Source organism: Streptomyces sp. AK02-01A (assembly GCF_033795305.1).
GTDB lineage: Bacteria > Actinomycetota > Actinomycetes > Streptomycetales > Streptomycetaceae > Streptomyces.
In genome coordinates this window covers 154,104-180,138 of the sequence record NZ_JARBAE010000007.1, presented here as the reverse complement: position 1 = coordinate 180,138, position 26,035 = coordinate 154,104, and the positions used below count along the sequence as shown (strand labels likewise).

At 70.1% G+C, this 26,035-nt stretch carries 20 protein-coding genes; 14 read left to right on the top strand and 6 right to left on the bottom strand.

The annotated features are described in order from the left end of the window. Window positions 1-29: 29 nt before the first annotated feature. From nhaA to PV679_RS10375, 3 genes are all read right to left on the bottom strand, one after another. Entirely contained in the window at window positions 30-1,427 is a 1,398-nt protein-coding gene (gene nhaA, locus PV679_RS10385; RefSeq protein ID WP_319679822.1) for a Na+/H+ antiporter NhaA, read from the bottom strand. Window positions 1,428-1,606: 179 nt separating this feature from the next. Next, on the bottom strand, window positions 1,607-3,565 hold the full coding sequence (gene acs / locus PV679_RS10380; protein WP_319679821.1) for an acetate--CoA ligase: 1,959 nt from the start codon (window positions 3,563-3,565) through the stop codon (window positions 1,607-1,609). 417 nt (window positions 3,566-3,982) lie between these two features. Further along, window positions 3,983-6,676, bottom strand: coding sequence for a SulP family inorganic anion transporter (locus PV679_RS10375; RefSeq protein WP_319679820.1), 2,694 nt, complete (start codon window positions 6,674-6,676; stop codon window positions 3,983-3,985). Between the two features lie 301 nt (window positions 6,677-6,977). Here PV679_RS10375 and PV679_RS10370 point away from each other — a divergent pair, with 301 nt between their 5' ends. Beyond that, window positions 6,978-8,267 (top strand): hypothetical protein, encoded by a 1,290-nt coding sequence (locus PV679_RS10370; RefSeq protein WP_319679819.1) that lies wholly within the window; start codon window positions 6,978-6,980, stop codon window positions 8,265-8,267. A 146-nt stretch (window positions 8,268-8,413) separates the two neighbouring features. Here PV679_RS10370 and PV679_RS10365 read toward each other — a convergent pair whose 3' ends face one another. Then, on the bottom strand, window positions 8,414-9,400 hold the full coding sequence (locus PV679_RS10365) for an ATP-binding protein (RefSeq protein ID WP_319679818.1): 987 nt from the start codon (window positions 9,398-9,400) through the stop codon (window positions 8,414-8,416). Window positions 9,401-9,502: 102 nt separating this feature from the next. Here PV679_RS10365 and PV679_RS10360 point away from each other — a divergent pair, with 102 nt between their 5' ends. Next, window positions 9,503-10,381 (top strand): oxidoreductase, encoded by an 879-nt coding sequence (locus PV679_RS10360; protein ID WP_319679817.1) that lies wholly within the window; start codon window positions 9,503-9,505, stop codon window positions 10,379-10,381. A gap of 420 nt (window positions 10,382-10,801) precedes the next feature. Here the strand turns inward: PV679_RS10360 and PV679_RS10355 are convergent, their stop codons facing one another. Continuing rightward, window positions 10,802-11,638, bottom strand: coding sequence for an HAD-IB family hydrolase (locus tag PV679_RS10355; protein ID WP_319679816.1), 837 nt, complete (start codon window positions 11,636-11,638; stop codon window positions 10,802-10,804). 514 nt (window positions 11,639-12,152) lie between these two features. Between PV679_RS10355 and ssd the strand changes: the two genes are divergently transcribed. The 7 genes from ssd (at window position 12,153) to PV679_RS10320 (ending at window position 17,163) form a co-directional block, all read left to right on the top strand. Continuing rightward, window positions 12,153-13,250: a septum site-determining protein Ssd gene (gene ssd / locus PV679_RS10350; RefSeq protein WP_319679815.1), complete on the top strand. Its 1,098-nt coding sequence runs from the start codon at window positions 12,153-12,155 to the stop codon at window positions 13,248-13,250. Further along, window positions 13,247-14,410, top strand: a complete 1,164-nt coding sequence (locus PV679_RS10345) for a TadA family conjugal transfer-associated ATPase (RefSeq protein WP_319679814.1) — start codon at window positions 13,247-13,249, stop codon at window positions 14,408-14,410. Before ssd ends, PV679_RS10345 begins: the two co-directional genes overlap by 4 nt. A gap of 11 nt (window positions 14,411-14,421) precedes the next feature. Further along, on the top strand, window positions 14,422-15,276 hold the full coding sequence (locus PV679_RS10340; RefSeq protein ID WP_319679813.1) for a type II secretion system F family protein: 855 nt from the start codon (window positions 14,422-14,424) through the stop codon (window positions 15,274-15,276). Continuing rightward, window positions 15,273-16,043, top strand: coding sequence for a type II secretion system F family protein (locus PV679_RS10335; protein WP_319679812.1), 771 nt, complete (start codon window positions 15,273-15,275; stop codon window positions 16,041-16,043). Before PV679_RS10340 ends, PV679_RS10335 begins: the two co-directional genes overlap by 4 nt. A gap of 100 nt (window positions 16,044-16,143) precedes the next feature. Then, window positions 16,144-16,344 (top strand): DUF4244 domain-containing protein, encoded by a 201-nt coding sequence (locus PV679_RS10330; RefSeq protein WP_319679811.1) that lies wholly within the window; start codon window positions 16,144-16,146, stop codon window positions 16,342-16,344. Window positions 16,345-16,399: 55 nt separating this feature from the next. After that, window positions 16,400-16,768, top strand: a complete 369-nt coding sequence (locus tag PV679_RS10325; protein ID WP_416069688.1) for a TadE family type IV pilus minor pilin — start codon at window positions 16,400-16,402, stop codon at window positions 16,766-16,768. Further along, window positions 16,765-17,163, top strand: coding sequence for an Rv3654c family TadE-like protein (locus tag PV679_RS10320; protein WP_319679809.1), 399 nt, complete (start codon window positions 16,765-16,767; stop codon window positions 17,161-17,163). The genes PV679_RS10325 and PV679_RS10320 overlap by 4 nt, the downstream gene beginning before the upstream one ends. Before the next feature lie 3 nt (window positions 17,164-17,166). Here PV679_RS10320 and PV679_RS10315 read toward each other — a convergent pair whose 3' ends face one another. Then, window positions 17,167-19,668: a DEAD/DEAH box helicase gene (locus PV679_RS10315; protein ID WP_319679808.1), complete on the bottom strand. Its 2,502-nt coding sequence runs from the start codon at window positions 19,666-19,668 to the stop codon at window positions 17,167-17,169. Window positions 19,669-19,747: 79 nt separating this feature from the next. Here PV679_RS10315 and PV679_RS10310 point away from each other — a divergent pair, with 79 nt between their 5' ends. The 5 genes from PV679_RS10310 (at window position 19,748) to PV679_RS10290 (ending at window position 26,026) form a co-directional block, all read left to right on the top strand. After that, window positions 19,748-20,101 carry an STAS domain-containing protein gene (locus PV679_RS10310; protein ID WP_003967428.1) on the top strand — a complete coding sequence of 118 codons (354 nt, stop codon included), beginning with the start codon at window positions 19,748-19,750 and terminating at the stop codon, window positions 20,099-20,101. Window positions 20,102-20,204: 103 nt separating this feature from the next. Continuing rightward, window positions 20,205-20,657, top strand: a complete 453-nt coding sequence (locus PV679_RS10305; RefSeq protein WP_319679807.1) for an ATP-binding protein — start codon at window positions 20,205-20,207, stop codon at window positions 20,655-20,657. A 396-nt stretch (window positions 20,658-21,053) separates the two neighbouring features. Then, window positions 21,054-23,453: a sodium-translocating pyrophosphatase gene (locus tag PV679_RS10300; RefSeq protein WP_319679806.1), complete on the top strand. Its 2,400-nt coding sequence runs from the start codon at window positions 21,054-21,056 to the stop codon at window positions 23,451-23,453. 301 nt (window positions 23,454-23,754) lie between these two features. Next, window positions 23,755-24,351: a small secreted protein gene (locus PV679_RS10295; RefSeq protein WP_319679805.1), complete on the top strand. Its 597-nt coding sequence runs from the start codon at window positions 23,755-23,757 to the stop codon at window positions 24,349-24,351. 169 nt (window positions 24,352-24,520) lie between these two features. Then, the gene (locus PV679_RS10290; RefSeq protein WP_319679804.1) at window positions 24,521-26,026 is read left to right on the top strand and encodes a methyltransferase; all 1,506 of its coding nucleotides are present in this window, start codon (window positions 24,521-24,523) and stop codon (window positions 26,024-26,026) included. The last annotated feature ends 9 nt before the right edge of the window (window positions 26,027-26,035 follow it).

Sequence of the window (26,035 nt, the reverse complement as noted above, 5' to 3'; positions counted from 1 at the left end):
CTCTTTTTGTCTACGGATCCGTTGTCAGATCATGCCGGACCGCCGCGTTCCTCGCGCGTTGCCCCCGCGTGTTCCGCCAGCCGGCGGTGTTCCGCGGCCTTCGCCTCGTAGAGCGCGGCCATGCGCAGGTGGTACCCGGGATCGTCCTGTTCATAGATGTCGGGAATGCCGTCCAGGTCCTCGTCGCGCTCCTCGTTCTCACAGAGCGCCCGGTATCTGCGGACGCGCAGCTTCAGCAGGATGCCGGAGAGCACGGCGGCGACGACCGAACCCGTCAGCACCGCGGCCTTCACCTCGTCGGTGAGCACCGGGTCCGACGAGAAGGCCAGCTCGCCGATGAGCAGCGAGACCGTGAAGCCGATTCCGGCGAGTACGGCGACGGCGAACACATCGGGCCACGCCAGGTCCTCGTTCAGCTCGGCCCTGGTGAAGCGTGCGGCCAGCCAGGTGCCGCCGAAGACGCCGATCGCCTTGCCGACCACCAGACCCAGCACGACACCGAGGGTCTCGGGCCGGGTGAAGACAGCGCCCAGCGCGCCGCCGGAGACCGGGACGCCCGCGGCGAGGAGAGCGAACAGCGGCACGGCCAGACCGGCCGAGACGGGACGCACGAGATGTTCGATGCGCTCGCCCGGGGAACGCCGCTCGTCCGGGTGTCTGACGCAGCGGAGCATCAGGCCCATCGCGACTCCGGCGATGGTGGCGTGGACGCCGCTGTTGTACATCAGGCCCCAGACGACCAGGCCCAGCGGGACATATACGTACCAGCCGCGCACGTTCTTTTTCAGCAGGATCCAGAAGACGGCAAGACCGGCGAACGCGCCGCCGAGCGCCGCGAAGTTCAGATCGCCGGTGAAGAAGACGGCGATGATCAGGATCGCGAAGAGATCGTCGACGACGGCGAGAGTGAGGAGAAAGGCGCGCAGCGCCGAGGGCAGGGAGGTGCCGAGGACCGCGAGGACGGCGAGCGCGAAAGCGATATCGGTGGCGGTGGGGACGGCCCAGCCGCCCAACGATCCACCGCCGACGCCGCTGACCAGCACATATACCAATGCGGGCAGGGCCATGCCGGAGAGCGCGGCGATCACCGGAAGCGCGGCCGTCCTGGGGTCGCGCAGCTCTCCGGCCACCAGTTCGCGCTTGAGCTCGATGCCGGCGACAAAGAAGAAGACGGCGAGCAGGCCCTCGGACGCCCAGTGCTCCAGAGAGAGATCGAGGCCGAGCGCGGAAGGGCCCGCACGGAAATTCCGTACGGATTCATAGCCGCCGCTCAGCGGGGTGTTCGCCCAGATCAGGGCTCCGATCGCGGCGGCGAGCAGCAGGACACCACCGACGGTCTCCGTACGCAGTGCGTCCGTGAGAAAGTTCCGCTCGGGCAGCGAGAGCACTCCGAGGAACTTACGGCTGGTGGGGCGGGGCGCGGCCACGGGCGGGGACCTCCAGGTCGGATCGGCGGACACGACGAAGCACGTGCCGACCAGACTTCCCGGCTCACCCAGAATTCCCTGTTGCGTTCTTGACGTGGCGCCCACTTTACCCGGCACCGGAGCGGGGCACCCGGCACGCTGCCCGGGTGCCCCGCGCGGAGAGCGCCGGGGTGTGCGGCTCAGTCCTCGCCGGCCGCCGACGGCAACTGCGTCTGGATGAGATCCATGACGGAGGAGTCGGTGAGCGTGGTGACATCACCGAGCTCGCGGTTCTCCGCGACATCGCGCAGAAGGCGTCGCATGATCTTGCCGGAGCGGGTCTTCGGCAGTTCCGCGACGGGCAGGATCCGCTTGGGCTTGGCGATGGGGCCGAGCGCGGTGCCGACGTGGTCGCGCAGCTCGGCCACGAGGCCGTCGTCGACGACGGCGGTGCCGCGCAGGATGACAAACGCGACGATCGCCTGTCCGGTGGTCTCGTCGGTGGCGCCGACGACGGCCGCCTCGGCGACCTTGGGATGGGAGACCAGGGCGGATTCGACCTCGGTGGTGGAGATGTTGTGGCCCGAGATCAGCATGACGTCATCGACCCGGCCGAGCAGCCAGATGTCGCCGTCGTCGTCCTTCTTGGCGCCGTCACCGGCGAAGTACTTGCCCTCGAAACGGGACCAGTAGGTGTCGATGAACCGCTGGTCGTCGCCCCAGATGGTACGGAGCATCGACGGCCAGGGCTCCGTGAGCACAAGATAACCGCCGCCTCCGTCCGGGACCTCACGGGCCTCGTCGTCGACGACGGTGGCCGAGATGCCCGGCAGAGCGCGCTGCGCGGAGCCGGGCTTGGTCTCGGTGACGCCCGGGAGCGGTGAGATCATCATGGCGCCGGTCTCGGTCTGCCACCAGGTGTCCACGATCGGGGTCTTTCCCGCGCCGATGTGCTCGCGGTACCAGATCCACGCTTCGGGGTTGATCGGCTCGCCGACCGAGCCCAGCACGCGCAGGGAGGTCAGGTCGAACTTGGCGGGGATGTCGTCGCCCCACTTCATGAACGTACGGATCGCGGTGGGCGCTGTGTAGAGAATCGTCACCCCGTACTTCTGGATGATCTCCCAGAAGCGGCCCTGGTGCGGGGTGTCGGGTGTGCCTTCATACATGACCTGGGTGGCGCCGTTGGCGAGCGGCCCGTACACGATGTAAGAGTGTCCGGTCACCCAGCCGATGTCGGCCGTACACCAGTACACGTCCGACTCGGGCTTGAGGTCGAAGACGGCGTGGTGGGTGTAGGCGGCCTGGGTGAGATAGCCGCCCGAGGTGTGCAGGATGCCCTTCGGCTTTCCCGTCGTCCCCGAGGTGTAGAGGATGAAGAGCGGGTGCTCGGCGCCGAACGCCTCGGGCGTGTGCTCCGGGGACTGCCGGCCCACGATGTCGTGCCACCACACGTCCCGCGAGTCGTCGAAGGCGGTGTCCTGGCCGGTACGGCGTACCACCAGGACATGCTCGACCTGCGGACACTTGGCGACGGCCTCGTCGATCGCGGGCTTGAGCGCGGAGGGCTTGCCGCGCCGGTAGCCGCCGTCGGCCGTGATGACCAGCTTGGCGTCGGCGTCCTGGATACGGGACGCGACGGCGTCGGCGGAGAAACCGCCGAAGACCACGGAGTGCGCGGCGCCGATCCGGGCGCAGGCCAGCATGGCGACCGCGGCCTCGGGGATCATCGGCAGATAGACGGCGACCCGGTCGCCCTTCCGTACGCCCAGCTCCGTGAGCGCGTTCGCGGCGCGGGACACCTCGTCCTTCAGCTCCGCGTAGGTGATCGCGCGGCTGTCTCCCGGCTCGCCCTCGAAGTGGATCGCGACGCGATCGCCGTGGCCGGCCTCCACATGGCGGTCGACGCAGTTGTAGGCGACATTCAGCTCACCGTCCGCGAACCACTTCGCGAAGGGCGGGTTCGACCAGTCCAGTGTCTCGGTCGGCTCCGTCGCCCAGGTGAGCCGCCTCGCTTGCTCGGCCCAGAAGCCAAGCCTGTCCGCTTTCGCCTGCTCGTACGCCTCCGCTGTCACATTGGCGTGCGCGGCCAGCTCGGCCGGCGGCGCGAACCGCCGCTCTTCCTTGAGCAAGTTGGAGAGGGAAGGGTTCTCGGTCACTGTCCCGTCTCCTCCTTCAGCAGTTTGGCCAGGCTTTCATTGCTCACGACATCTCCCTTTCCCAGGGCGTCCTGTCTGTCCCGGGCCCAGTGCCCCTCACGGCGAGGTCTGCCCCGTCGCGACGCCCCGCACGCGCGCTCGCCGCGTTGGCCAGAAGCCCTGGTAACTCCCGTACACGTGCTTCCGGCCGCTTCGCGATCCACTTGCGCCGGACGCCGCGCCTTCGCGGGCAGACGTGCCGGTCGCGGCACTAGCTCATCAGGCGGATGCCCGGGTGACAAGGGCCTTTCAGAAATTGGTTTAGACCTATCTGGCGCGTGCCCCGCGTGCGGTGTTCCGTGCGACGGAGAGGGCCCCCTTCCCCGGGGCAGTGGGGAAGGGGGCCACACACTCTCACGGACGCGATGTCGTGATGGTTCAGACGCGCGACTGCTCCAGCGCGGTCGGGGCTACTCGGTTGAACACCTCCTCGCCGCCACCGCCGTCGGCGATTCCGACCGGGTCCGCCAGCAGATATGCCTGGGCCTCGCCGACGTGGAAGTACATGCCGTGCAGCTCCAGACTGCCTTCGGCGAGCCTGCGCGCCACCGCCTCATGGGCCCGCAGATGCTCCAACTGCTGGACCACATTGGTCAGACAGAGCTGCTCCGCCGCGTCGGCCGGCAGCCGGCCGGCGATCCTCGCCCAGGAGTGACGCCTGCTCCGCATCCGCTCCAGGCTGGGCTGGCCGTGCCGCAGCCAGCGCCGCAGCGGTGTCTGGGAGTCGTCGGCGTCGCCGGGAGTGTTCAGCAGGGCCTGCATGGCACCGCATCCCGAGTGCCCGCAGACGGTGATGGATCCCACCTGGAGCACCTCGACGGCGTACTCGATGGCGGCGGCCACCGAGTCGTCCGTGCCTTCCGCGCCCGGCAGCGGCACGAGGTTGCCCACATTTCGTACGGTGAAGAGATCACCCGGACCACTGGACGTGATCATGCTCGTGACCAGCCGGGAGTCGGCGCAGGTGAGGAAGAGCTGAGACGGCCGCTGGCCCTCGCGCGCCAGCCGCGCCAGCTCGCCGCGCACCAGTGGCGCCGTATTGCGCTGGAACGAGCTGAGTCCACGGGCCAGTTGCCGGCTGCTCGGCGTACGGCCCGGTCCGCCGGCCCACAGCCCGGAGCTCCGCTGACCGCCGGCTCCCACGCCACCGGGCTCTGCGCCGTGGTCCCGCGTGCCGTGCGGCTCGCCGTTGGACTGGTCGCTGTTGGACTGAGCGCCGTTGGACTGGCTGTCGTGGGGGTGAGCGCCGTCCGGGAGCGTCCCGGAGGCGTGCGTACGGTCGGTATACACGCCGCTGGTGTACGTACTGTCGAAGTAACCGGAGCCGGCCGGAGGCGTGCCGGACGCACCGGCTTCGGATGCTTCTCCTCCGGACAGGCCGTGGCCCGCGAATTCCGCGGCCTCCGCCGCGGCGTGCTCTTCGTCGCAGTGGTGATTACGCCAAGGGGTCCAGGGCCGGCAGCAGGCGTCGGACTCGGTGGCGGGCGGCGCGATCCGGCCTCCCGCCCGTCCGGCGAACTCGACCGTACCGCCCTGGGCCTCATGCGCCGTCTGCCAGTCGTGCAGCGCCTCGTACGCGGCGTGGTCCATGAAGGACCCGTCCAGTTCGACGACGCACCTCGCGCCCTGCGGCACCCGGTGCAGAATCCGGCTGAGCCTCGGCACCGCGAGAAACGTCAACTGGCCGCGGGCGTGCACCCGGTGGATCCCGCTCTGCTCCTCCGCCGTGATCCGTGTCCTGGTCACCCGGTGCAGCGCGACCGCGACCGCCAGCGCGATGCCGATGACAACGCCCTCCAGCACACCGGTGAACACCACCGCGGTCAGCGTCGCCGCGTACACCAGCATTTCGCGGTTCCGCTGCACATTGCGCAGATGTACGAGGTTCACCATCTGGATACCGACGACCATCACCAGCGCGGCCAGGGCCGCCAGCGGGATGAGGTCGAGCACGGGCACCAGCAGCAGGGCCGCGACCGTGACCCACAGGCCGTGCAGCATCGTCGAACGCCGGCTCACGGCGCCCGCGGACACATTGGCGGCGCTGCGCACGGCGACCCCGGTGATGGGCAGCCCGCCGAGCGCGCCGGAGACCACGTTTCCCGCGCCTTGTCCGGCCAGCTCCCGGTCGAGCCGGGCCCTCGGAATATGGACGCGCGGCTCCTTGCGGGCGGCCACCAGCTTGTCGACCGCGATGGCGGACAGCAGCGATTCGACGCTGGCGACCAGCGTGACGGTGAGGACCGCGGCGAGCAGCCCGAGCATCGGTCCCTCGGGCAGACCCGGCAGGGCATGGCTGCGCCAGGAAGGCAGATGGACCCGCTCCGGGCTCAGCCCGGCGAACGCGGCCACGGAGGTCGCCACGGCCACTCCGGCGAGCGCGGCGGGGAGCTTGCGCACGATCCGTCCCGCGCGCCCCGGGATCCGCGGCCAGGCGAGCAGCACCGCGATGGTCAGGACGCTCACGGAAAGCGCGCCCAGATGCAGATTGGCCAACTGGGCGGGCAGCCCGCGCACATTGTCGACGGCGGAACTCTGCGGCTTGCCGCCGAGAACGATATGGAGCTGGGAGAGAGCGATCGTGACGCCGATGCCGGCGAGCATGCCGTGCACGATCGCCGGGCTGACCGCGAGTGCGGAGCGGGCCACACGCAGCGCCGAGAGAGCGAGTTGAGCGAGGCCGGCGCAGATGGTGATGGCGCAGGTGGTGCGCCAGCCGTACAGATGGATCAGGTCGGCCGTGACGACCGTGAGCCCGGCCGCCGGGCCGCTGACCTGGAGCGGTGCGCCGCCCAGCCGGCCGACGACCAGGCCGCCGACCGCGGCGGCCACCAGACCCGCCTGGAGCGGCGCGCCGGTGGCGAGCGCGATGCCCAGGGAGAGCGGCAGCGCGATCAGGAAGACAGTGATGGAAGCGGACAGATCGGCTCCCGCGATCCGCAACCCGCGGCCGTCCGGCGGCGGGCTGTGCGGCCGCCCGAAGCGGGAGAGGCGGGAAAAGCGGGATGTGCCTTCGGCATGGGTGGTGGGGGAGGTGCGGTCGGTGCGAGTGGGGACGCAGGCAGCAGACATTTTTCCCTCTCCTCTGGGGCAGCGCGGTCGCGGAACGTGGGTCGCGGCCGTTGGGGCACGGCTTCGCAGCGGCGGGATGCTCAACTCTTGGTAAATGGATCGTAATGGAGAGTAAAGACTGAGACATGATTTTCCGGGCAAATAGGGCAATCTTTCACCCAGAGTGGTGATTAGTGATTTTGTCCGGCTTGTCGTTTCTTCTTCTCGTCAGTCCCAGTGCGACGTTGTCGGCGCTCGGCGCCGTGCCGGCACGTCGCCGCTCGGCACTTCGGTACTGAACCTGAAGGAAGAGGGTGGGCGGATGCTGGCCGCCACAAAGAGAGTCGCCATCGGCACCGCCGTCACGGCGCTCGCCGTCGGCCTTGCCGGATGTTCTGACGTGTCGGACAGCCGTGTGGGGTCCAAGAAAGGCGCGCCCGGAGCCAAAGAGGGCCCCGCGGGCGCCAAGAGCGTCGTACAGCTCATCGGTGACGGCTCGACCGCTTTCACGGGTGCCCAGCCGAACGTGGCCAAGCCGGAGCGTATGAAGCCGGGTCAGAAACCCCCGCAGTTCGTGGTGTTCTCCTGGGACGGCGCCGGCGAGGACAGCCAGAAGCTCTTCTCCCACTTCCGCCAGGTAAGCAAGAAGTACAAGATGACCATGACGTACTTCCTGAGCGGCGTTTATCTCCTGCCCGAAGAGAAGGCGAAGTTGTACGACCCGCCTCAGCACTCGCCGGGCAGTTCGGACATCGGCTTCAACGACACGCAGGGAATCAAGGACACCTTGCGGGAGCTGCGTGCGGCCTGGCGTGAGGGCAGTGAGGTCGGCACCCACTTCAACGGCCACTTCTGCGGCGAGAACGGTGGCGTCGGCACCTGGTCCGTCGACGAGTGGAAGAGCGAGATCAAGCAGGCCAAGTCCTTTGTGAAGAACTGGAAGACCAACTCTGGCCTGAAGAACGAGGCCCCGCTGCCCTTCAATTACGACAAGGAAATGGTCGGCGGCCGCACACCCTGCCTGGAAGGGCAGAAGAACATGATGCAGGCGGCGAAGACGATGGGCTTCCGCTATGACTCCAGCGGCATCGGCAATCAGGTCTGGCCGAAGAAGACCGAAGGTATGTGGGACCTGCCGCTGCAGTTGGTACCGGTGCCGGGCCGGGATTTCGAGACGCTCTCGATGGACTACAACTTCATGTACAACCAGTCGGGCACGGTCAACGGCGACCCGGCCCAGCACACGTTCTGGGGCGACCAGATGCGTGATGGCCTGCTTGAGGCCTTCGGCCGTGCCTACCGGGGAAACCGTGCTCCGATGATTATCGGTAATCACTTCGAATCCTGGAACGGCGGCACATACATGCGTGCCATCGAGGAGACGATCAAGACGGTCTGCGTCCAGAAGGACGTGCGGTGCGTGACATTCCGCCAGCTCGCGGACTGGCTGGACGCGCAGGATCCGGCGATCCTGGCCAAGCTGCGCGGCCTCCGCGTCGGACAGGCGCCCAAGGGCGGGGCCTGGGGGCCGTACACGGGCGTCGTGAATGCCGGCCCGCAAGCCTCCGGGAGCCCGGCGGGCAAGCCCGCCAGTCATCCCGCACAGCACTGACGCCACCGGCCTCAGTCCCGCCGGTGCGGGGCCGAGGCCGGCCGGTGCGGGCCCCGCCGCTTTGTTCCCGCCGCCGCGTCCGGGCTCGTACGGCTCTGGACGCGAGGCGCCTCGGCCTCCGACCGCCGGTGCGGCCGGGACTCCGGTCAGGTGGGCTGAGGTTCGGCGAGTGCCTCGCTGAGGACGAAGGCCGGATCGACCTGCGCGGCCAGGTCGACGCCCGTCTTCGCGTTGCCCCAGCTCTCCGCGTTCCGCAGATGGAAGTGGACCATCTGCTGCGTGTACCGCTCCCAGTCGCGCAGCTCGTACGAGTCCTCGGCCGCGTCCTGGAGCGTCTGCAACGCGCAGCGGTTGTCCGCCTCCAGCAGCTCGAACCGGGCCGGGCGGCCCTTCTCCATCGCCCGGACCCAGTCGGAGTGGCCCACGGTGACCAGCAGGTCGTCGCCGATCTCCGCCTGGAGGAAGTCCAGGTCGTCCCGGCCCTGCACCTTGTTGCCGACGACCTTGAGCGAGACGCCGTAGTCCCGTGCGTACTCCTTGTACTGGCGATAGACGGACACGCCCTTGCGCGTCGGCTCGGCCACCAGGAACGTCATGTCGAACCGGGTGAACATGCCGGAGGCGAAGGAGTCCGACCCCGCCGTCATGTCGACGACCACATACTCGTGGGGCCCGTCGACGAGATGGTTGAGGCATAGTTCCACGGCGCCGACCTTGGAGTGGTAGCAGGCCACACCGAGATCGGACTCGGTGAAGGGGCCCGTGGCCATCAGCCGGATCTCGCCGTCGTCGAGCCGGACGGACCGGGCGCAGGCCCCGTACACCGGATTCTCCTCACGGACCCGGAGCAGTCGTGACCCCTCGCCCGGCGGAGTTGTCTTGATCATCGCCTCGGAGGACGTGATCCGCGGATTGCTGCCCCGCAGATAGTCCTTGATCAGGGGAAGGTGCGAACCCAGCGCGGGCAGAGCGGCCGACTCGGCCTCGTCGAGACCGAGAGCGGCCCCCAGATGCTGGTTGATGTCGGCGTCCACCGCGATGACGGGCGCTTCATTGGCGGTCAGGTGGCGGATGAAAAGCGAGGACAGCGTCGTCTTGCCACTGCCGCCCTTGCCTACGAAAGCGATCTTCATGTTCACCTAGGGTAGCCGAGTAATCGCTCAAGGTGACCAATGTGGGTGGGGAAGACCACTCCAAGGTGGGGCGCGCGCCCTGGGCGCGTAGCCTCCGTACTTATGAGTACGACTGCCTCTGACGCCTCCTTCGCCCCGCGCCCCGAGGATCCTCTGGCCGCACTGGCCTCTCTGCCGGGCGTCCCCGACGTGGTGGATTCCGTGCGCGAGGCCGTCGACCGCGTCTACAGCCATCGCGTGATGCGGCGCCGGAGCAACGAGGTCACTTCGGAAGCGGCGTTGCGCGCGGCGCGCGGCTCCGCCGCGCTGTCCGGCGCCGATTGGGCGCTTGAAGAGGTGCGCCGCCGCAGCGACTTCAGCTCGGAGCCGGAGGCTCGTACGGTCGGCGCGGCGTTGCGGCTGACCGCCGAGGCCGGTCAACTGCTCTCCATCTGGGTGCAGTCACCGATGCGCGTCCTCGCGCGGTTGCACCTGGTGGCGGCCGGCGGTTCTGGCGTCCCCGACGAGACGGTGGGGCGGCCCCGGCTGGCGGGTGAATCGGTGACCGAGACGCCCGGGGCGGAGGTCGGCGGCCCGCTGATCGAAGCTCCGCTGCCCGGCGCGGACGAGGTCACGGTCCGGCTGGACGGGCTGTCGGCGCTGGTGATCGCGGCGAGTTCGGCGCCGGCGCTGGTCACGGCGGCGGTGGTGCATGGCGAACTGCTGGCTCTTCGGCCCTTTGGTTCCTACAACGGTGTGGTGGCGCGAACGGCCGAGCGTGTCGTGCTGATCGGCAGCGGCCTGGACCCCAAGTCGGTCTGTCCGGCGGAGGTCGGCCACGCGGAATTGGGGCGCGCGGCGTACGCGTCCGCTTTTGAGGGCTATCTGTCGGGGACTCCCGACGGTATGGCGGCGTGGATCGGCCACTGTGGGCGAGCGGTCGAGCTGGGCGCGAGGGAGTCGATGGCCGTCTGTGAGGCGCTTCAGCGAGGGGCGGCCTGAAGGTGAGGTGCCGCGCGGCGATGCGGGCCCGAAGGTGAGGTGGTGCGCGTCGGCACGGCCGGAACAGGGTTGCGGCGGCACCGTGTAGGCGCCGCCGCTGGCATGTCCACCCGGTTACCAAGCGTCCTCGTTGTGTTGCCCATCAGGTCGGGTTCCTTGCCCGTCACCTGGTGCGGCTGGCCCGTAATCGACGGGTCGACGTCGCGTGGGTGCCCGGTTTTCATGCGCGGTCCGTGGGGCCGGATGCGTTTTCGGGAAATCCTCTCGGATGTCCTTGGTCTCGCGGGCCGATAAAACCTTTGTACTCCTGTCCCCAGGAATGCGGAACCCCAGGCTTCACTTCTTTACTTTTGGGTTCAAATAGTGGCTAAACGGGCACACTGTTCATTTGTTCTCAAAGGCGTCGTCGGCTGATAAGAGTCAGGCGGGCGTGGACTGCCGACGCCGGCTGGCGTACCAGACCAGTCCCGCGGTCGCTGCCGCCGCACCCACCGCGGCTGCCGCGACCAGGGCCGGCCGGGTCGGCATGGTGAGGGTGGGAAGCCGCTGCTTGAGCTGGACCGGCCGGTTGAAGACGAGAATCGGCCAGTCGCGTGCCGTCGCCTCCCGCCGCAGGGCGCGGTCCGGGTTGACCGCGTAGGGATGACCGACCGACTTGAGCATGGGCACGTCCGTGATGGAGTCGCTGTACGCGTAACACCGGGACAGGTCATATCCCTCGGACTCGGCGAGCGCCCTGATCGCCTCGGCCTTGGTCGGTCCGTACGCGTAGTACTCGACCTCGCCCGTGAAGCAGCCGTCGGCGCCGACGACCATCCGGGTGGCCACCACCCGGTCGGCGCCCAGGAGTTCGCCGATGGGCTCGACGACCTCCGCGCCCGAGGTGGAGACGATCACCACATCGCGGCCGGCGGTGTGGTGGTCCTCGATGAGAGACGCGGCCTCGTCGTAGATGATCGGGTCGATCAGGTCGTGCAGTGTCTCGGCGACGATCTCTTTGACCTGCTGGACGTTCCAGCCCTTGCAGAGTGCCGAGAGATACTCCCGCATCCGTTCCATCTGGTCGTGATCGGCGCCTCCGGCGAGGAAGACGAACTGTGCGTACGCGGTGCGTAGTACGGCGCGGCGGTTGATCAGACCGCCTTGGTAGAAGGACTTGCTGAAGGTCAACGTCGATGACTTCGCAATGACCGTCTTGTCCAGGTCAAAGAAGGCTGCTGCGCGCGGCAAGGAGTGGTTTTCCACGGGGCCGAGCATATGCGCCCACCATTCGGCGTAAGCTCGGGCGCGTGGGTTTGCCTGAGAAGGCTCTCGGGTACACCATGGAAGTCACGGATCGTTCGCGACCGTGCTAACCCGGTCCGGCTCCTCCCCCCCCCCGAGTCGGCCGTGGGGACGACCCCCGCTCTCCCCCCCGGCGGGGGTCGTCGCATGTCCGGACGCGTTTTCGGCTCTCGAATCCAGGTCGTCCTCCTCTCGTGCCCGCTGTGTGCTGCCGACCTCTCACCATTAATACCTGTCACCGTGAGTAGTTGGGGCGCTGCGCTCCGGAAGTCACTGGGACGAGCGGTGGAGTTATTCACAACTCCGGAGTTGTCCACAGTTTTCAAGCAAGATCCACACGATTTTCCGTTCCGCTGCACGGTGATTTCGGTCGCGAAGTTCGCGGCAGCCGGAATCGCGGATACCGGATCTGTGCGAGATCGCTCGGAGAAGCGCTCGCGGTTCCGGATCAGAGCAGAGATAGGGGGCGGAGATCGTGGCTGGATCCATGACATCCGGTCGGTCGCGGGTCGCCGAAGGGCGCCGGGCGGGACCGCTGATCGTCACCGAGGACGTGGAGCTCCTCGACGATCTGCTGCGGCTGTGCGCGGCGGCGGGCGCGGAGCCCGAAGTGCACCACTCGGTGCCGGAGCGGAAGGGCTCCTGGGAGGACGCGCCGATGGTTCTCGTCGGGGACGACGCCGCGGCCCGCTGCCGTGGCGCCACGCGCCGACGGGACGTGATGCTTGTCGGGCGCGACCAGGACGACCCGGATGTATGGCGGCGGGCGGTGGAGATCGGCGCCGACTGTGTGCTGCGGCTGCCCGACGCGGAGAGCTGGCTCGTCGACCGGATCGCGGACGCGGCGGAGGGCGTCGGCAGGCAGGCGCTCACCGTCGGTGTGATCGGCGGCCGCGGCGGCGCCGGAGCCTCGACACTGGCCTGCGCACTGGCGGTCACCGCGGCGCGCGCCGGACGGCGCACGATGCTCATCGACGGCGATCCGCTCGGCGGCGGGCTCGATGTGCTGCTCGGCGGTGAGCAGGCGGAAGGCAGACGTTGGCCGGATTTCGCGGCCTCGAAGGGACGAGTCGCGGGCGGCGCTCTGGAGGAGTCCCTGCCCCGCCTGCACGATCTGCGGGTGCTGAGCTGGGATCGCGGAGACTCGGTGGTGGTCCGGCCGGAGGCCATGAGATCGGTGCTCGCGGCCGCCCGCAGACGCGGCGGTGTGGTGGTCGTCGATCTTCCCCGCAGGGTCGACGAGGCGGTGGCGGAGGCTCTGGCCCAGTTGGACCTGGGGCTGCTGGTGGTGCCCGCCGAACTCCGCGCCGTCGCCGCGGCCGGCCGGGTCGCCTCCATGGTGGGCATGGTGCTCAAGGATCTGCGGGCGGTGGTCCGCGGTCCGTACGCGACCGGGCTCGACGAGCGGTGGATCGCCGGCGCGCTCCGGCTCCCGCTGGTTGGCGAACTGCCGCTGGAGCCTGGTCTGCCCGAGGCTCAGGACGGCGGATCGCCGCCGGGTTCCCGTGCGCGCGGGCCTCTGGCCTCGTTCTGCACGGCCTTCTGGGAGCGCGCGCTGGCCGGGGACGGGAGTGTGGCGTCATGACGGCCGGGACGGCGGACGGCGGGCTGCTGGACGCCGTACGGCAGCGGCTCGCGCAGAGCGGGGCGGACCCGACTCCGGCGCGCGTGGCGGCGGCGTTGCGGGCCCAGGGCCGGCTGCTGGGCGACACCGAAGTGCTCGGTGCCGCAGAGGAGTTGCGGTGCGAGCTGGTGGGGACGGGGCCGTTGGAGCCTCTGCTGGCCGATCCGGCTGTGACGGATGTGCTGGTCTCCGGCCCCGACCGGGTCTGGGTGGACCGCGGTGGCGGACTGGAGCTCACGGCGGTGTCGTTCGCCGACACCGCGTCCGTACGCAGGCTGGCGCAGCGACTCGCCGCGGTGGCCGGACGCCGGCTGGACGACGCCAGGCCCTGGGTGGACGCGCGGCTGCCCGACGGGACACGGATGCACGCGGTGCTTCCGCCGGTGGCGGTCGGCTCGACGTACCTGTCGCTGCGAGTGGTGCGGCCCAAGGCGTTCTCACCGGCGGAGCTGACCGCTGCGGGGACGGTACCGCCGGGCGGCGAGAGGGTGCTGCGGGCGCTGATGGAGGCACGGCTGTCGTTCCTGATCAGCGGGGGCACGGGCACCGGGAAGACCACACTCCTGTCCACTCTGCTCGGCCTGGTCGGTGAGCGCGAGCGGATCGTACTGGCGGAGGACTCGTCGGAGTTGAGGCCCGATCATCCGCATGTGGTGCGGCTGGAAGGGCGGCCGGCGAACCAGGAGGGTGCCGGCCTGGTGACACTTCGGGACCTGGTCCGGCAGGCGCTGCGGATGCGGCCGGACCGACTGGTCGTCGGAGAGGTGCGGGGGGCCGAGGTCACCGAACTGCTGGCCGCTTTGAACACGGGACACGAGGGCGGCTGCGGGACTGTGCACGCCAACACGGCCGCGGACGTGCCCGCGCGGCTGGAGGCCCTCGGGACGGCGGCCGGGCTCGACCGGGCCGCGCTCCACAGCCAGTTGGCGGCGGCGCTGTCGGTTGTGATCCATCTCGTGCGGGACCGCAGCGGGCGGCGGCGGATCGCCGAGGTGCATGTGCTGGAGCGGGACGCGGCGGGGCTGGTGGTGCCGGTGCCCGCGCTGCGCTGGGGCGCGGAGGCATTCGCGTACGAGCGCGGCTGGCCGCGGCTGCTGACGCTGATCGGCGGTGCGCTGTGACGACCGCGGTCATGTCGGCCGCCGTATGGGCGGCGATGGTGTGCGCGGGAGCCGCGGCCTGGCTGACGGCCGGTCATGAGCGCGGGTCGCGACGGGCCAGACGGCTGTTCGCGGGCCACGGCGTGGTGCCGGGCGCGCCGCCGTGGGAGCTGTGGCCGCCGAGGGCGCGGGCGTGGGCGGGCGGGCTGCGCGGGGAGTGGCTCTGTCTGCCGGTGGCGGTGGCGCTCGCCGTACTGGGTGAGTCGGTGCTGCCGCTGATCGGCGGCGCGCTGGCCGTGCCAGTGCTGGGGCGGAGACTGCGGGCGTGGGAGCGGAGGACGGCACGGGAGCGTCGGGCCGACGGGGTTGTCGCGCTGTGCGGCTCGGCGGCGGCCGAGCTGCGTGCCGGTCTGCAGCCCGTACAGGCCCTTCTGGCCGCCGCCGGGTCCACCGGTGGGCTGGGCGGCGGGGAGGCCGCTGTGCTGGCCGCCGCGCGGTTCGGCGGCGACGTCCCCGGTGCGCTGCGGCAGGCGGCCCGCGAGCCGGGAGCGGACGGTCTGGTGGGGCTCGCCGCCTGCTGGCGGGTGGCCGTGGACGGCGGAGCGGGCCTTGCCACCGGGCTGGACCGGCTGGAGGCCGCGCTGCGGACGGAGAGGGACCAGCGGCAGGGGCTGCGCGCTCAGCTCGCGGGTGCCTGGTCGACGGTGGTGGTGCTCGCGCTGCTTCCGGTACTGGGTCTGGCGATGGGCTGGGCCATGGGCGCCGCGCCGTTGCGCGTGCTGCTGCACACTCCGGCGGGCCTGGGCTGCCTGTTGGTGGGCGGGCTGCTGGAGAGCGCGGGCCTGTGGTGGGCCGCCCGGATCGTACGGACCGGGGAGGCGCCATGACGCGGGAGTCCGTCCACACGCTGTGGGTGGCGGTCTCGGTGCTCGCCGCCGCGGGAAGTGCGGCCTTCGCGATGGCGGGGGCGCGGCGCGGCCGGCGGACTCGCGGGCGGCTCGCGGCGCTGCTGGCGGTCGAGTACGGACAGCGGCGTCCCAGGCCCGAGGCCATGGCGTGGGCGCGGAGGTGGGGCCCGCCTCTTGGCGCGGCGATCACCGGCTGGGTCCTGGTCGGCGGGGCCGCCGGCTGGGTGGTCGGGATCACCGGGGCGTACGCGCTCCGTCGATGGCTCCGTACCCGGAAGCCGGACGACCGCGTCCGGTCCGGTGAGACAGCGCGTCAGCTTCCGCTCGCCGCCGACCTGCTGGCCGCCTGCGTCGCCGCGGGCGCGGGGCCGCGTGAAGCCGCGGAGGCGGTCGGTGAGTCGCTGGGCGGCCCGGTCGGCGACCGGCTGGCACGGACGGCGGCGGAGCTCCGGCTCGGCGGAGAACCGGCCGAGGCGTGGGGGCGGTTGGGGGAGATAGCGGGCGCGGCGGGGCTGGCCCGTTGTCTGGAGCGCGCCGCGTCCACCGGGGCGCCGTCGGCGGAGCCGGTGTCCCGGCTGGCCGAGAGCTTCAGGGCGGAGCGGACCCGCGCCGCCGTGGCCAGGGCCCAGCGGGCCCAGGTGCTGATCACCGCGCCGGTGGGGCTGTGCTTTCTGCCCGCGTTTCTGGCGGTGGGAGTGGCACCGGTGGTCATCGGTCTGGCCGGCGGGCTGCTGGCAGGCACATAGCGCCGGCCGTTTTGAGTCCGGTTCAGCGTTTCCTTCGAATGCCCATATCTATTTATGCCGGTTTATGCCGGTTATCAGAGATGTCTACGGGGAGGTCGGCATGTGGATGAGGACACAGCGAATGCGGCGAGAGTGGCGGCGCCGGATGCGTACCGACAGTGGGATGACCACGTCCGAGTACGCGGTGGGGACGATCGCGGCCTGCGCGTTCGCCGCGGTGCTCTACAAGGTGGTCACGAGCGGTCCTGTCTCGGACGCGCTGCAGTCGCTGATCGCGCGAGCACTCAATGCGCAGTTCTGAGCGGGGCTCTACGGCCCGAGGGCGCGTCCGGGGCCACGGGGCCGATCGGGGGTCCGTGACGGCGGAGGCGGCCGTGGCGGTGCCGACGCTGGTGGCGTTCACGCTGGCCCTGGTCTGGGCTCTGACGGCGGCCTCCGCGCAGATCCAGTGTGTGGACGCGGCACGGGCCGGAGCGCGGGCGGCCGCCAGGTCCGAGCCACGGGCCGCGGCGCTGGCCTCCGCCCGTTCGGCCGCGCCGGCCGGTGCCAGGGTCACGCTGGGGCGTACGAAGGGGCTGTGGCGGGTGCGGGTCGAGGCTCCCACGCCCGGCCCGGGTGCGCTGGCCCTGACGCTCACGGCGGAGGCGGCCGCTTCGGCGGAGGACGGCCAGGGCGATGTCGAAGGCGGCACCGCGCGCCCGGGTCCGGCGGAGGTGGCGCCATGACCGGCGACCGGGGCTCGGCGACGGTGTGGACGGCCATGGCGGCGACCGCGATGTGCGTGGTGTTCGCGGCGGTGCTGGCCATGGGCCAGGCGGTCGTGGCCCGGCACCGCGCGGGCGCGGCCGCGGACCTGGCGGCCCTCGCCGCCGCGGATCACGCCGCGCGAGGGCCTGCGGATGCCTGCCGCAGGGCCGCCGAGGTGGCGTCGGCACAGGGAGCGGAGGTGGTGCGGTGCGCGCTGAGCGGGGAGATCGCGGATGTGACGGCGCGGGCGCGGTCCGGACCGTATGCCCCGGCGGTCAGGGCCCGGGCGGGGCCGCCGCTCGGCCCGCCCACGCCCGGCGCCGGGGACGCGGCCTTCCAGTCCCGGCCCGGCGCCGGGGAGGCCGTGCCATGACGGCTACGCCGCTGGTGGAGCGGTCGGCGCGGCCTGCGCGCCCGCCGGTTCGGCCGCGTCCGGCGCATATCTGAGCAGCTCTGTCAGCAGCCGCACGGCGCCTCGCTTGTGCAGGGGGTCGTTGCCGTTGCCGCACTTGGGGGACTGGATGCAGGACGGGCAGCCGGCCTCGCACTCGCAGGAGGCGATGGCCTCGCGAGTGGCCGTGAGCCACTCACGGGCCGTCTGGAAGGCCCGTTCGGCGAATCCCGCGCCCCCGGGATGGCCGTCGTACACGAAGACCGTCGGCAGCAGGGTGTCCGGATGGAGCGGTACGGAGACACCGCCGATGTCCCAGCGGTCGCAGGTGGCGAAAAGCGGGAGCAGCCCGATGGAGGCGTGCTCGGCGGCGTGCAGCGCGCCTCCGAGTTGCTCCGGGTTGACCCGGGCCGCGTCCAACTGGTCCTCCGTGACCGTCCACCAGACGGCCCGGGTCCGGAGCGTCCGTGGCGGCAGGTCGAGCTTGCTCTCGCCGAGCACCTCGCCGGTGATGAGCCGGCGGCGGAGGAAGGAGACGACCTGGTTGGTGACCTCGACGGAGCCGTAGCAGAGGCGTCCGTCTCCCCAGGGGATCTCGGTGTCCGTTTCGAGGACGGAGATGGCGGTGGTGTCGCGGGCAGTGGTGGAGTACGGCGGGTTGGCCTCCTCGACGAGCGCGACCGAGTCCGCCAGATCCAGCCGCTTCACCAGATAGGTGCGGCCTTGGTGGAGGTGGACGGCTCCGTCGTGGACGGCGGTGTGGGCGGCCTGTTCGTCGACCGTGCCCAGCAGCCGGCCGGTCACCGCCTCGACGATCTGGACGGGGCTGCCGCCCTCGCCCCGGATGTCGGCGAGATCGGCGGCCCGTTCGCGGCGCGTCCAGTACCAGCCGGAGGCACGACGGCGCAGCAGTCCCGCGGTCTCAAGCTGTGGGAGCAGCTCCGGGGCGGCCGGGCCGAAGAGCGTCAGGTCGGCTTCGGTGAGCGGGAGTTCGGCGGCGGCCGCGCACAGGTGCGGGGCCAGGACGTAGGGGTTGTCGGGATCGAGGACCGTGGACTCGACGGGCTGCCGGAACAGCGCCTCGGGATGGTGGACGAGAAAGGTGTCCAGCGGATCGTCGCGGGCGATCATGACGGCCAGCGCTCCCTGTCCGGAGCGCCCGGCCCGGCCCGCCTGCTGCCACAGCGAGGCACGGGTGCCGGGATAGCCCGAGATGAGGACGGCGTCGAGGCCGGAGACGTCGATGCCGAGTTCCAGCGCGGTGGTGGCGGCGAGGCCGAGGAGCTCGCCGGAGTGCAGGGCGTTCTCCAGGGCGCGGCGTTCCTCGGGGAGGTAGCCGCCGCGGTAGGCGGCGACCCGGCGGGCCAGCGAGCGGTCCACTTCGGCCAGCCGCTCCTGGGCGATGACGGCGATGAGTTCGGCGCCGCGCCGGGAGCGTACGAAGGCGACCGTACGGACGCCTTGGACGGTCAGGTCGGTGAGGAGGTCGGCGGTCTCGGCCATGGCGGTACGGCGGACGGGAGCGCCCTTCTCACCATGGAGGTCGGTGAGCGGGGGCTCCCAGAGGGCGAAGACCATCTCGCCACGCGGCGAGGCGTCGTCGGCGACCTCGTGGACGGGCAGGCCGGTGAGCCGGCCGGCGGCCACGGCGGGGTCCGCGGCGGTGGCGGAGGCCAGCAGGAAGACCGGGTTCGCGCCGTAGCGGGCGCATACGCGGCGCAGACGGCGCAGCACCTGGGCCACGTGCGAGCCGAAGACGCCGCGGTAGGTGTGGCACTCGTCGATGACGACATAGCGCAGTGAGCGAAGGAAGGAGGCCCAGCGGGGATGGGACGGGAGTATTCCCCGGTGCAGCATGTCGGGGTTGGTCAGCACGTAATTGGCGTACTGCCGGACCCATTCGCGCTCTTCGACGGGGGTGTCACCGTCGTACACGGCCGGACGCACACGGTTGCCGAGCGGGGCGGCGAGCGCTCTGACGGCACGGCGCTGGTCGGCGGCGAGGGCCTTGGTCGGCGCGAGATAGAGCGCCGTCGTGCCCCGGCCGTTGGCGGCCTCGGAGCCGTCCAGCAGTGTGGTCAGAACGGGAGCGAGATAGGCGAGGGACTTGCCGGAGGCCGTGCCGGTGGCGATGACGACGGACTCACCGTCCAGGGCGTGCTCGGCGGCGGCGGCCTGATGGGCCCACGGATGGTCGATCCCGGCCCGCTGAATGGCGCTGATCACTTCTGGGCGAATGCGATCGGGCCAGACCGCATGGCGACCCGCACGCGGGGGCAGGTGCTCCGTATGGGTGATGCGCGCAGCACGGCCCGCCCCTGCGGCGAGCCGGTCGAGGACCGCACGGGGAGAAGGGCTGTTGCCCCCGCTCTCCGGGGGTCCACTGGGACGGTGATTCCTGGTCATCGGCATCGAGTCTGTCACTGGCGTGACGGACAATGGTCCCAAGGCGTCGTGCATGGCTGCTGGTAAGTGATTGAATGCCATGGCGGCTGGCGATACGTCCCCTGGCTCCGTCGGGGAGACCCGAGGGGCGACCGCTCGATAGCAAGGTGCTGGAGGATCCGTGGACCTGTCCCTGTCGACTCGCAATGTGTCCGGCCCTGGTGGCGACCGTACGGTCGTCGAGGTCGGTGGCGAGATTGATGTGTATACCGCGCCCAAGCTGCGCGAGCAGTTGGTCGAGTTGGTGAACGACGGCAGCTACCACCTGGTTGTCGACATGGAGGGCGTGGACTTCCTGGACTCGACCGGTCTCGGCGTGCTCGTGGGTGGCCTGAAGCGTGTGCGTGCCCACGAGGGCTCGCTGCGCCTGGTCTGCAACCAGGAGCGCATTCTCAAGATCTTCCGGATCACCGGTCTGACCAAGGTGTTCCCGATCCACACCACGGTCGACGAGGCCGTGGCGGCCACCGACTGAGGTCGGCAGCAGCCTTCCGGAAGAATAAGGGCGGGGCACCGGGTGTTATGGCCGGGTGCCCGAGTCCGTGAGTTTGCCCGCTCGTACGTTCAAGGGGGATCGCATGGCCACCGTTGAACTCCGCTTCAGCGCCCAGCCCGAACATGTCAGGACGGCCCGTCTGGTGGCGGCCGCCGTGGCGCGTCGGGCCGGCGTCGACGAAGCTGTGTTGGACGAGGTCAGACTCGCGGTCGGCGAAGCATGCAGCCGAGCGGTCGGGCTGCACCGCAGTCATGGCATCACCACCCCGGTGAGGGTGGTGCTGACCGAGGAGGAGAAAGCCTTCTCCATCGAGGTCGGCGACGGCGTGCTGGGCCCGGGAGGCGGCGCCGGGGCTCCGGAGGCGCGCGAGGAGGCGTCCTCGGGCGATCTCCAGGAGAGCGATGCCGAGGACGAGGACGAGATGGGCCTCGCGGTGATCAGCGGGCTGGTCGACGATGTGGAAGTCACCTCCGGCGACGACGGCGGGGTCATCCGGATGAGCTGGCCGACGACGACTGCCGTGGCTCTGCCCTGATCCGGCTCTCCTGAGTGCCTCGTCCTGGACCGTCCTGATACTGGTCTCTTCTCCAGTGGCGTCCCTTCTTCCGTGGCGGTGCCGTCCGGGAGAGTGCTGTCCGGGGTCCCTCGACCGGCTCGCGAACAGATGATCCAATTTTAAGAAGGCCCTGCTCAGCAGGGTCTTTCTTATTTTCACCGGACGATTTTTCGCAACATCCGCAACATCCGCAACATCCGCAACGTCAATGTGTTTATCTAATAATCATTCCGAGATTGTCTCCGGAATGATTTTCGGCATGCGATCATTGCCTGTCGATACATTAAGGTCAATTGCATGTGGCGTGCTCAGTTCTGATCAGGTTCCACTCCCTACAATCCGTCCATCTTGAGCGCTGAGCGTCAAGGAGGACGAATGGCGGGACACTTCCATCCACAGCTTTCCGAGGGCCTCACTTCTCTCGCGGCCGCGATACTCACGGACAACAACCGGCTGATCGTGATCGTTGTGGCGGTCGTCGCGCTGGCGGCGCTGTTCGTGGCCCAGCTTCTGGTACGCCAGGTGCTGGCGGCCGGCGAGGGCACCGATTCCATGAAAGAGATCGCCGCGGCCGTACAGGAGGGTGCGAACGCCTATCTGGCCCGGCAACTGCGCACTCTCGGCGTTTTCGCCGTCGTGGTGTTCTTTCTGTTGATGCTGTTGCCGGCCGACAACTGGTCGGAGCGTGCTGGACGTTCACTGTTCTTTTTGGTGGGCGCGCTCTTCTCGGCGGCCACCGGTTATTTCGGCATGCGTCTCGCCGTACGCAGCAATGTGCGGGTGGCGGCGGCCGCCCGTGAGGCGACGCCGGCGGAAGGCCGGCCCGAGAAGGACCTGACCGCCGTTTCGCACAAGGCCACGAAGATCGCGTTCCGTACGGGCGGCGTGGTCGGCATGTTCACGGTGGGCCTCGGGCTGTTCGGTGCCTCCTGCGTGGTGCTCGCCTACGCCGCCGACGCGCCCAAGGTCCTGGAGGGCTTCGGCCTGGGCGCCGCGCTGATCGCCATGTTCATGCGCGTCGGCGGCGGCATCTTCACCAAGGCCGCCGATGTCGGCGCGGACCTGGTCGGCAAGGTGGAGAAGGGCATTCCCGAGGACGACCCGCGCAACGCCGCGACCATCGCCGACAACGTGGGAGACAACGTCGGTGACTGCGCGGGCATGGCGGCCGACCTCTTCGAGTCGTACGCGGTGACGCTCGTCGCCGCGCTCATCCTCGGCACGGCGGCGTTCGGGAACTACGGACTGGCCTTCCCGCTGATCGTTCCCGCGATCGGCGTGGTCACCGCGATGATCGGCATCTTCGCGGTGGCCCCGCGGCGCGCCGACCGGAGCGGTATGAGCGCCATCAACCGCGGCTTCTTCCTCTCCGCCGTGATCTCGCTCGCCCTGGTCGCCGTGGCGGCCTTCGTCTATCTGCCGTCCTCGTACGCCCAACTGGACGGGGTCAGCGAGGAATCGATCCTCACACACAGCGGCGATCCCCGAGTGCTGGCCCTGATCGCGGTCGCCATCGGCATCGTGCTGGCGGCCCTGATCCAGCAGCTCACCGGCTACTTCACCGAGACCACCCGGCGTCCCGTCAGGGACATCGGCAAGTCCGCTCTCACCGGCCCCGCCACCGTGGTGCTCGCGGGCATCGCCATCGGCCTGGAGTCCGCGGTCTACACCGCTCTGCTGATCGGTCTCGCGGTGTACGGAGCCTTTCTGCTCGGCGGCACCTCGATCATGCTCGCTCTCTTCGCGGTGGCGCTGGCCGGCACCGGCCTGCTCACCACCGTCGGTGTCATCGTCGCCATGGACACCTTCGGCCCGGTCGCGGACAACGCGCAGGGCATCGCGGAGATGTCCGGTGATGTCCGGGGCGCGGGCGCGCAGGTGCTCACCGATCTCGACGCCGTCGGCAACACCACGAAGGCCATCACCAAGGGCATCGCCATCGCCACGGCCGTACTCGCCGCGGCGGCGCTCTTCGGCTCGTACCGTGACGCCATCGCCACAGCCGTCGTCGATGTGGGCGCCAGGGCCGACGAGCTGACGCTCAGTCTGGACATCTCCCAGCCGAACAATCTGGTGGGGCTGATCCTCGGCGCCGCGGTCGTCTTCCTCTTCTCCGGGCTCGCGATCAACGCGGTGTCGCGGTCGGCCGGCTCGGTGGTCTACGAGGTGCGGCGGCAGTTCCGCGAGCACCCCGGGATCATGGATTACACCGAGAAGCCGGAGTACGGCCGCGTGGTCGACATCTGCACCAAGGACGCCCTGCGCGAGCTGGCCACCCCGGGGCTGCTCGCCGTCCTCACCCCGATCGCCGTGGGCTTCGCGCTCGGCGTCGGGGCGCTCGGCTCGTTTCTGGCCGGCGCGATCGGGACCGGCACTCTGATGGCCGTCTTCCTTGCCAACTCCGGCGGCGCCTGGGACAACGCCAAGAAGCTCGTCGAGGACGGCCGGCACGGCGGCAAGGGCAGTGAGGCGCACGCGGCGACGATCATCGGTGACACCGTGGGCGACCCGTTCAAGGACACGGCCGGTCCCGCGATCAATCCGCTGCTGAAGGTCATGAACCTGGTGGCGCTGCTGATCGCGCCCGCGGTCGTGCGGTTCAGCTATGGAGACGGAGCCAACGCCGGCATCCGCGCACTCGTCGCGGCGCTCGCCCTCCTGGTCATCGTCGGAGCGGTGTACAGCTCCAAACGCCGCTCGGTCACGGTGGACGGCGGCGGAGACGATTCCGGCGACGGGACGGAGAAGTCGCCCGACCCGGTGGTGGCGCCATGACGCCGGGTCAGGGTCACCGACACGGGAGCCCGATCGAGTGATCAACAGCTCATCGGCTCTGAGCCATGGCCGGCCTGACCGGGACCGGCCGGCCGGAGCGGGCGTGCGGCGCGGATTGACGCGCCGTAGGCCCTCGCGTGTCCGCGGAAACCTGCGGCGAGCCGGAACCTGAGCGGGCGTGAGGTGTCTCTCCCTTGGTGCAAATGGCTGCAATAGCCCATAGATTGGACGTATAGCACACGGTTGTCGCCCACTTGCCGTGTAAGTTCCGGGGCCGAGAGCCTTGGAAGGGACCAATCCGGTGAACAAGAAGCTTGTGGCCGCGCTGTCCGGCGGTGCGGTACTGCTTATGGCGCTGTCCGGCTGCAGTAGTGACGACAGCAACAGCAAGGTGAACGACTGGGCCAAGAAGGTCTGCGACCAGGTTCAGCCCCAGCTGAAGAAGATCGCGGACGCCAACACCTCCATCCAGCAGGCGACCTCGGACAGCAGCAAGCCCGCTGATGTCCAGAAGACCGACGCGGCGGCCTTCCAGTCCATCTCCGACGCCTACAAGTCGCTGGGCTCCGCCGTGAACAGCGCGGGCCCACCGCCCGTCAGCGACGGCGAGACGACCCAGCAGGAGGCCGTCAAGGAGCTCAACTCCACCTCAGCGGCGTACGCGGACCTCAGGAAGAAGGTCGACGCGCTCGACACCAAGGACCAGGCGGACTTCGCCGACGGTCTCAAGGGCGTCGCGGACGAACTGGACAAGCTCAGCAAGAGCGGCGATCAGGCGCTGCGGAAGCTCCAGTCCGGTGATGTCGGCAAGGCGATGGCGAAGCAGCCCGGCTGCCAGAAGCAGGCACCGACGGCGGGCGGGTCGACCGCCTCGCCGGCGGGCGGCAGCGGGTCGTGACGGGCACGGCGGCACACGGCGGCTCCTCGTCGTAACCTCTGCCGTCGCCCGGCACGGCGACCCACGGCATCCGCTCACGGACGCTCTCGAACGCGGCTCTGCGGCCCGGTCCCCCGAACGGAGGGCCGGGCCGCAGGCCGTTGTCAGCGGGAGCCGCCACAATGGGCGGGTGAGTACGACCAGCCTTCCCGCGCCCGACCACTCGCCCCGACTCCGTGCGGCCCTGCTCGCCGCGGACTTCACCGCAGACGGCCTGCTCGATCTGCTCGGCGCGCCCGCCTACGCCGCGCTGGCCCGCAGCGAGACCGTGCCCGCGCTGCGCGCCACCCGCGGCGACACACCGCTCGAAACGCTCGTACGGCTGTTTCTGCTCCAGCGGCCTGTCCCGCGAGAGCGGGCGACGGCCGCGCTGCCCCTGGACGAGGCGCTGGCCGGCGGCTGGGTCGTACAGGACGGCGAGGAGGTCCGCGCGACGGTGGACGTGCGTCCGTACGGCGGGCCCGAGGGACAGGACTGGTTCATCGTCTCCGACCTCGGTCTCGCCGTCGGCGGTGCCGGAGGCGCGAGCGGACACGACGAGGGAGTGGTGCTGGGTGTCGGCGGGGCCTCGACGACCCTGGCCGGGATCACCGTGCGTACGCCCGTCGGGAAGGCGCTCGATCTCGGCACCGGATCCGGCATCCAGGCGCTGCACGCCTCCCAGTACGCCACACGGGTCACCGCCACCGATCTGAATCCGCGGGCGCTCGGCTTCACCAGGCTGACTCTGGCGCTCTCCGACGCGCCCGCGGCGGAGCTGCTGGAGGGTTCGCTCTTCGAACCGGTCGGCGACGAGACGTACGACCTGATCGTCTCCAACCCGCCGTTCGTCATCTCGCCCGGTGCGCGGCTCACGTACCGGGACGGCGGAATGGGCGGTGACGATCTGTGCCGGACTCTTGTCCAGCAGGCGGGCGAGCGGCTCAACACCGGCGGATTCGCCCAGTTGCTCGCCAACTGGCAGCACGTGGAGGGAGAGGACTGGCAGCAGCGGCTGCGGTCATGGGTGCCGAACGGCTGCGACGCCTGGATCGTGCAGCGCGAGGTCCAGGATGTGACGCAGTACGCCGAGCTGTGGCTGCGCGACAGCGGCGATCACCGGACCGACCCGGAGGCGTACGCGGCGCGGTACGACGCGTGGCTGGACGAGTTCGAGGCCCGGAAGACCAAGGCGGTCGGCTTCGGCTGGATCACGCTCAGGAAATCGGGAGCCGAGCAGCCGTCGATCGTCGTGGAGGAGTGGCCGCACCCGGTGGAGCAGCCGCTCGGTGAGACCGTACGAGCGCACTTCGACCGGCAGGACTATCTGCGGACGCATGACGACGCGGCACTCCTTGCCGACCATTTCGTGCTGGCTCCCGAGGTTGTCCAGGAGCAGGTCGGACTGCCGGGCGCGGAGGATCCGGAGCATGTTCTGCTGCGGCAGAACCGCGGCATGCGCCGGGCCACCAAGGTCGACACGGTCGGGGCCGGGTTCGCGGGGGTCTGCGACGGGACGCTCAGCGCCGGACGGATCCTGGACGCCATCGGTCAACTCGTCGGGGAGGACCCGGTGCTGCTCCGCGACCGTACGCCTCAGGCGATCCGGACGCTGGTGGAGGAGGGCTTCCTGGAGCCGGCGCCGGGGCCGGGGTGACCTGCGCAG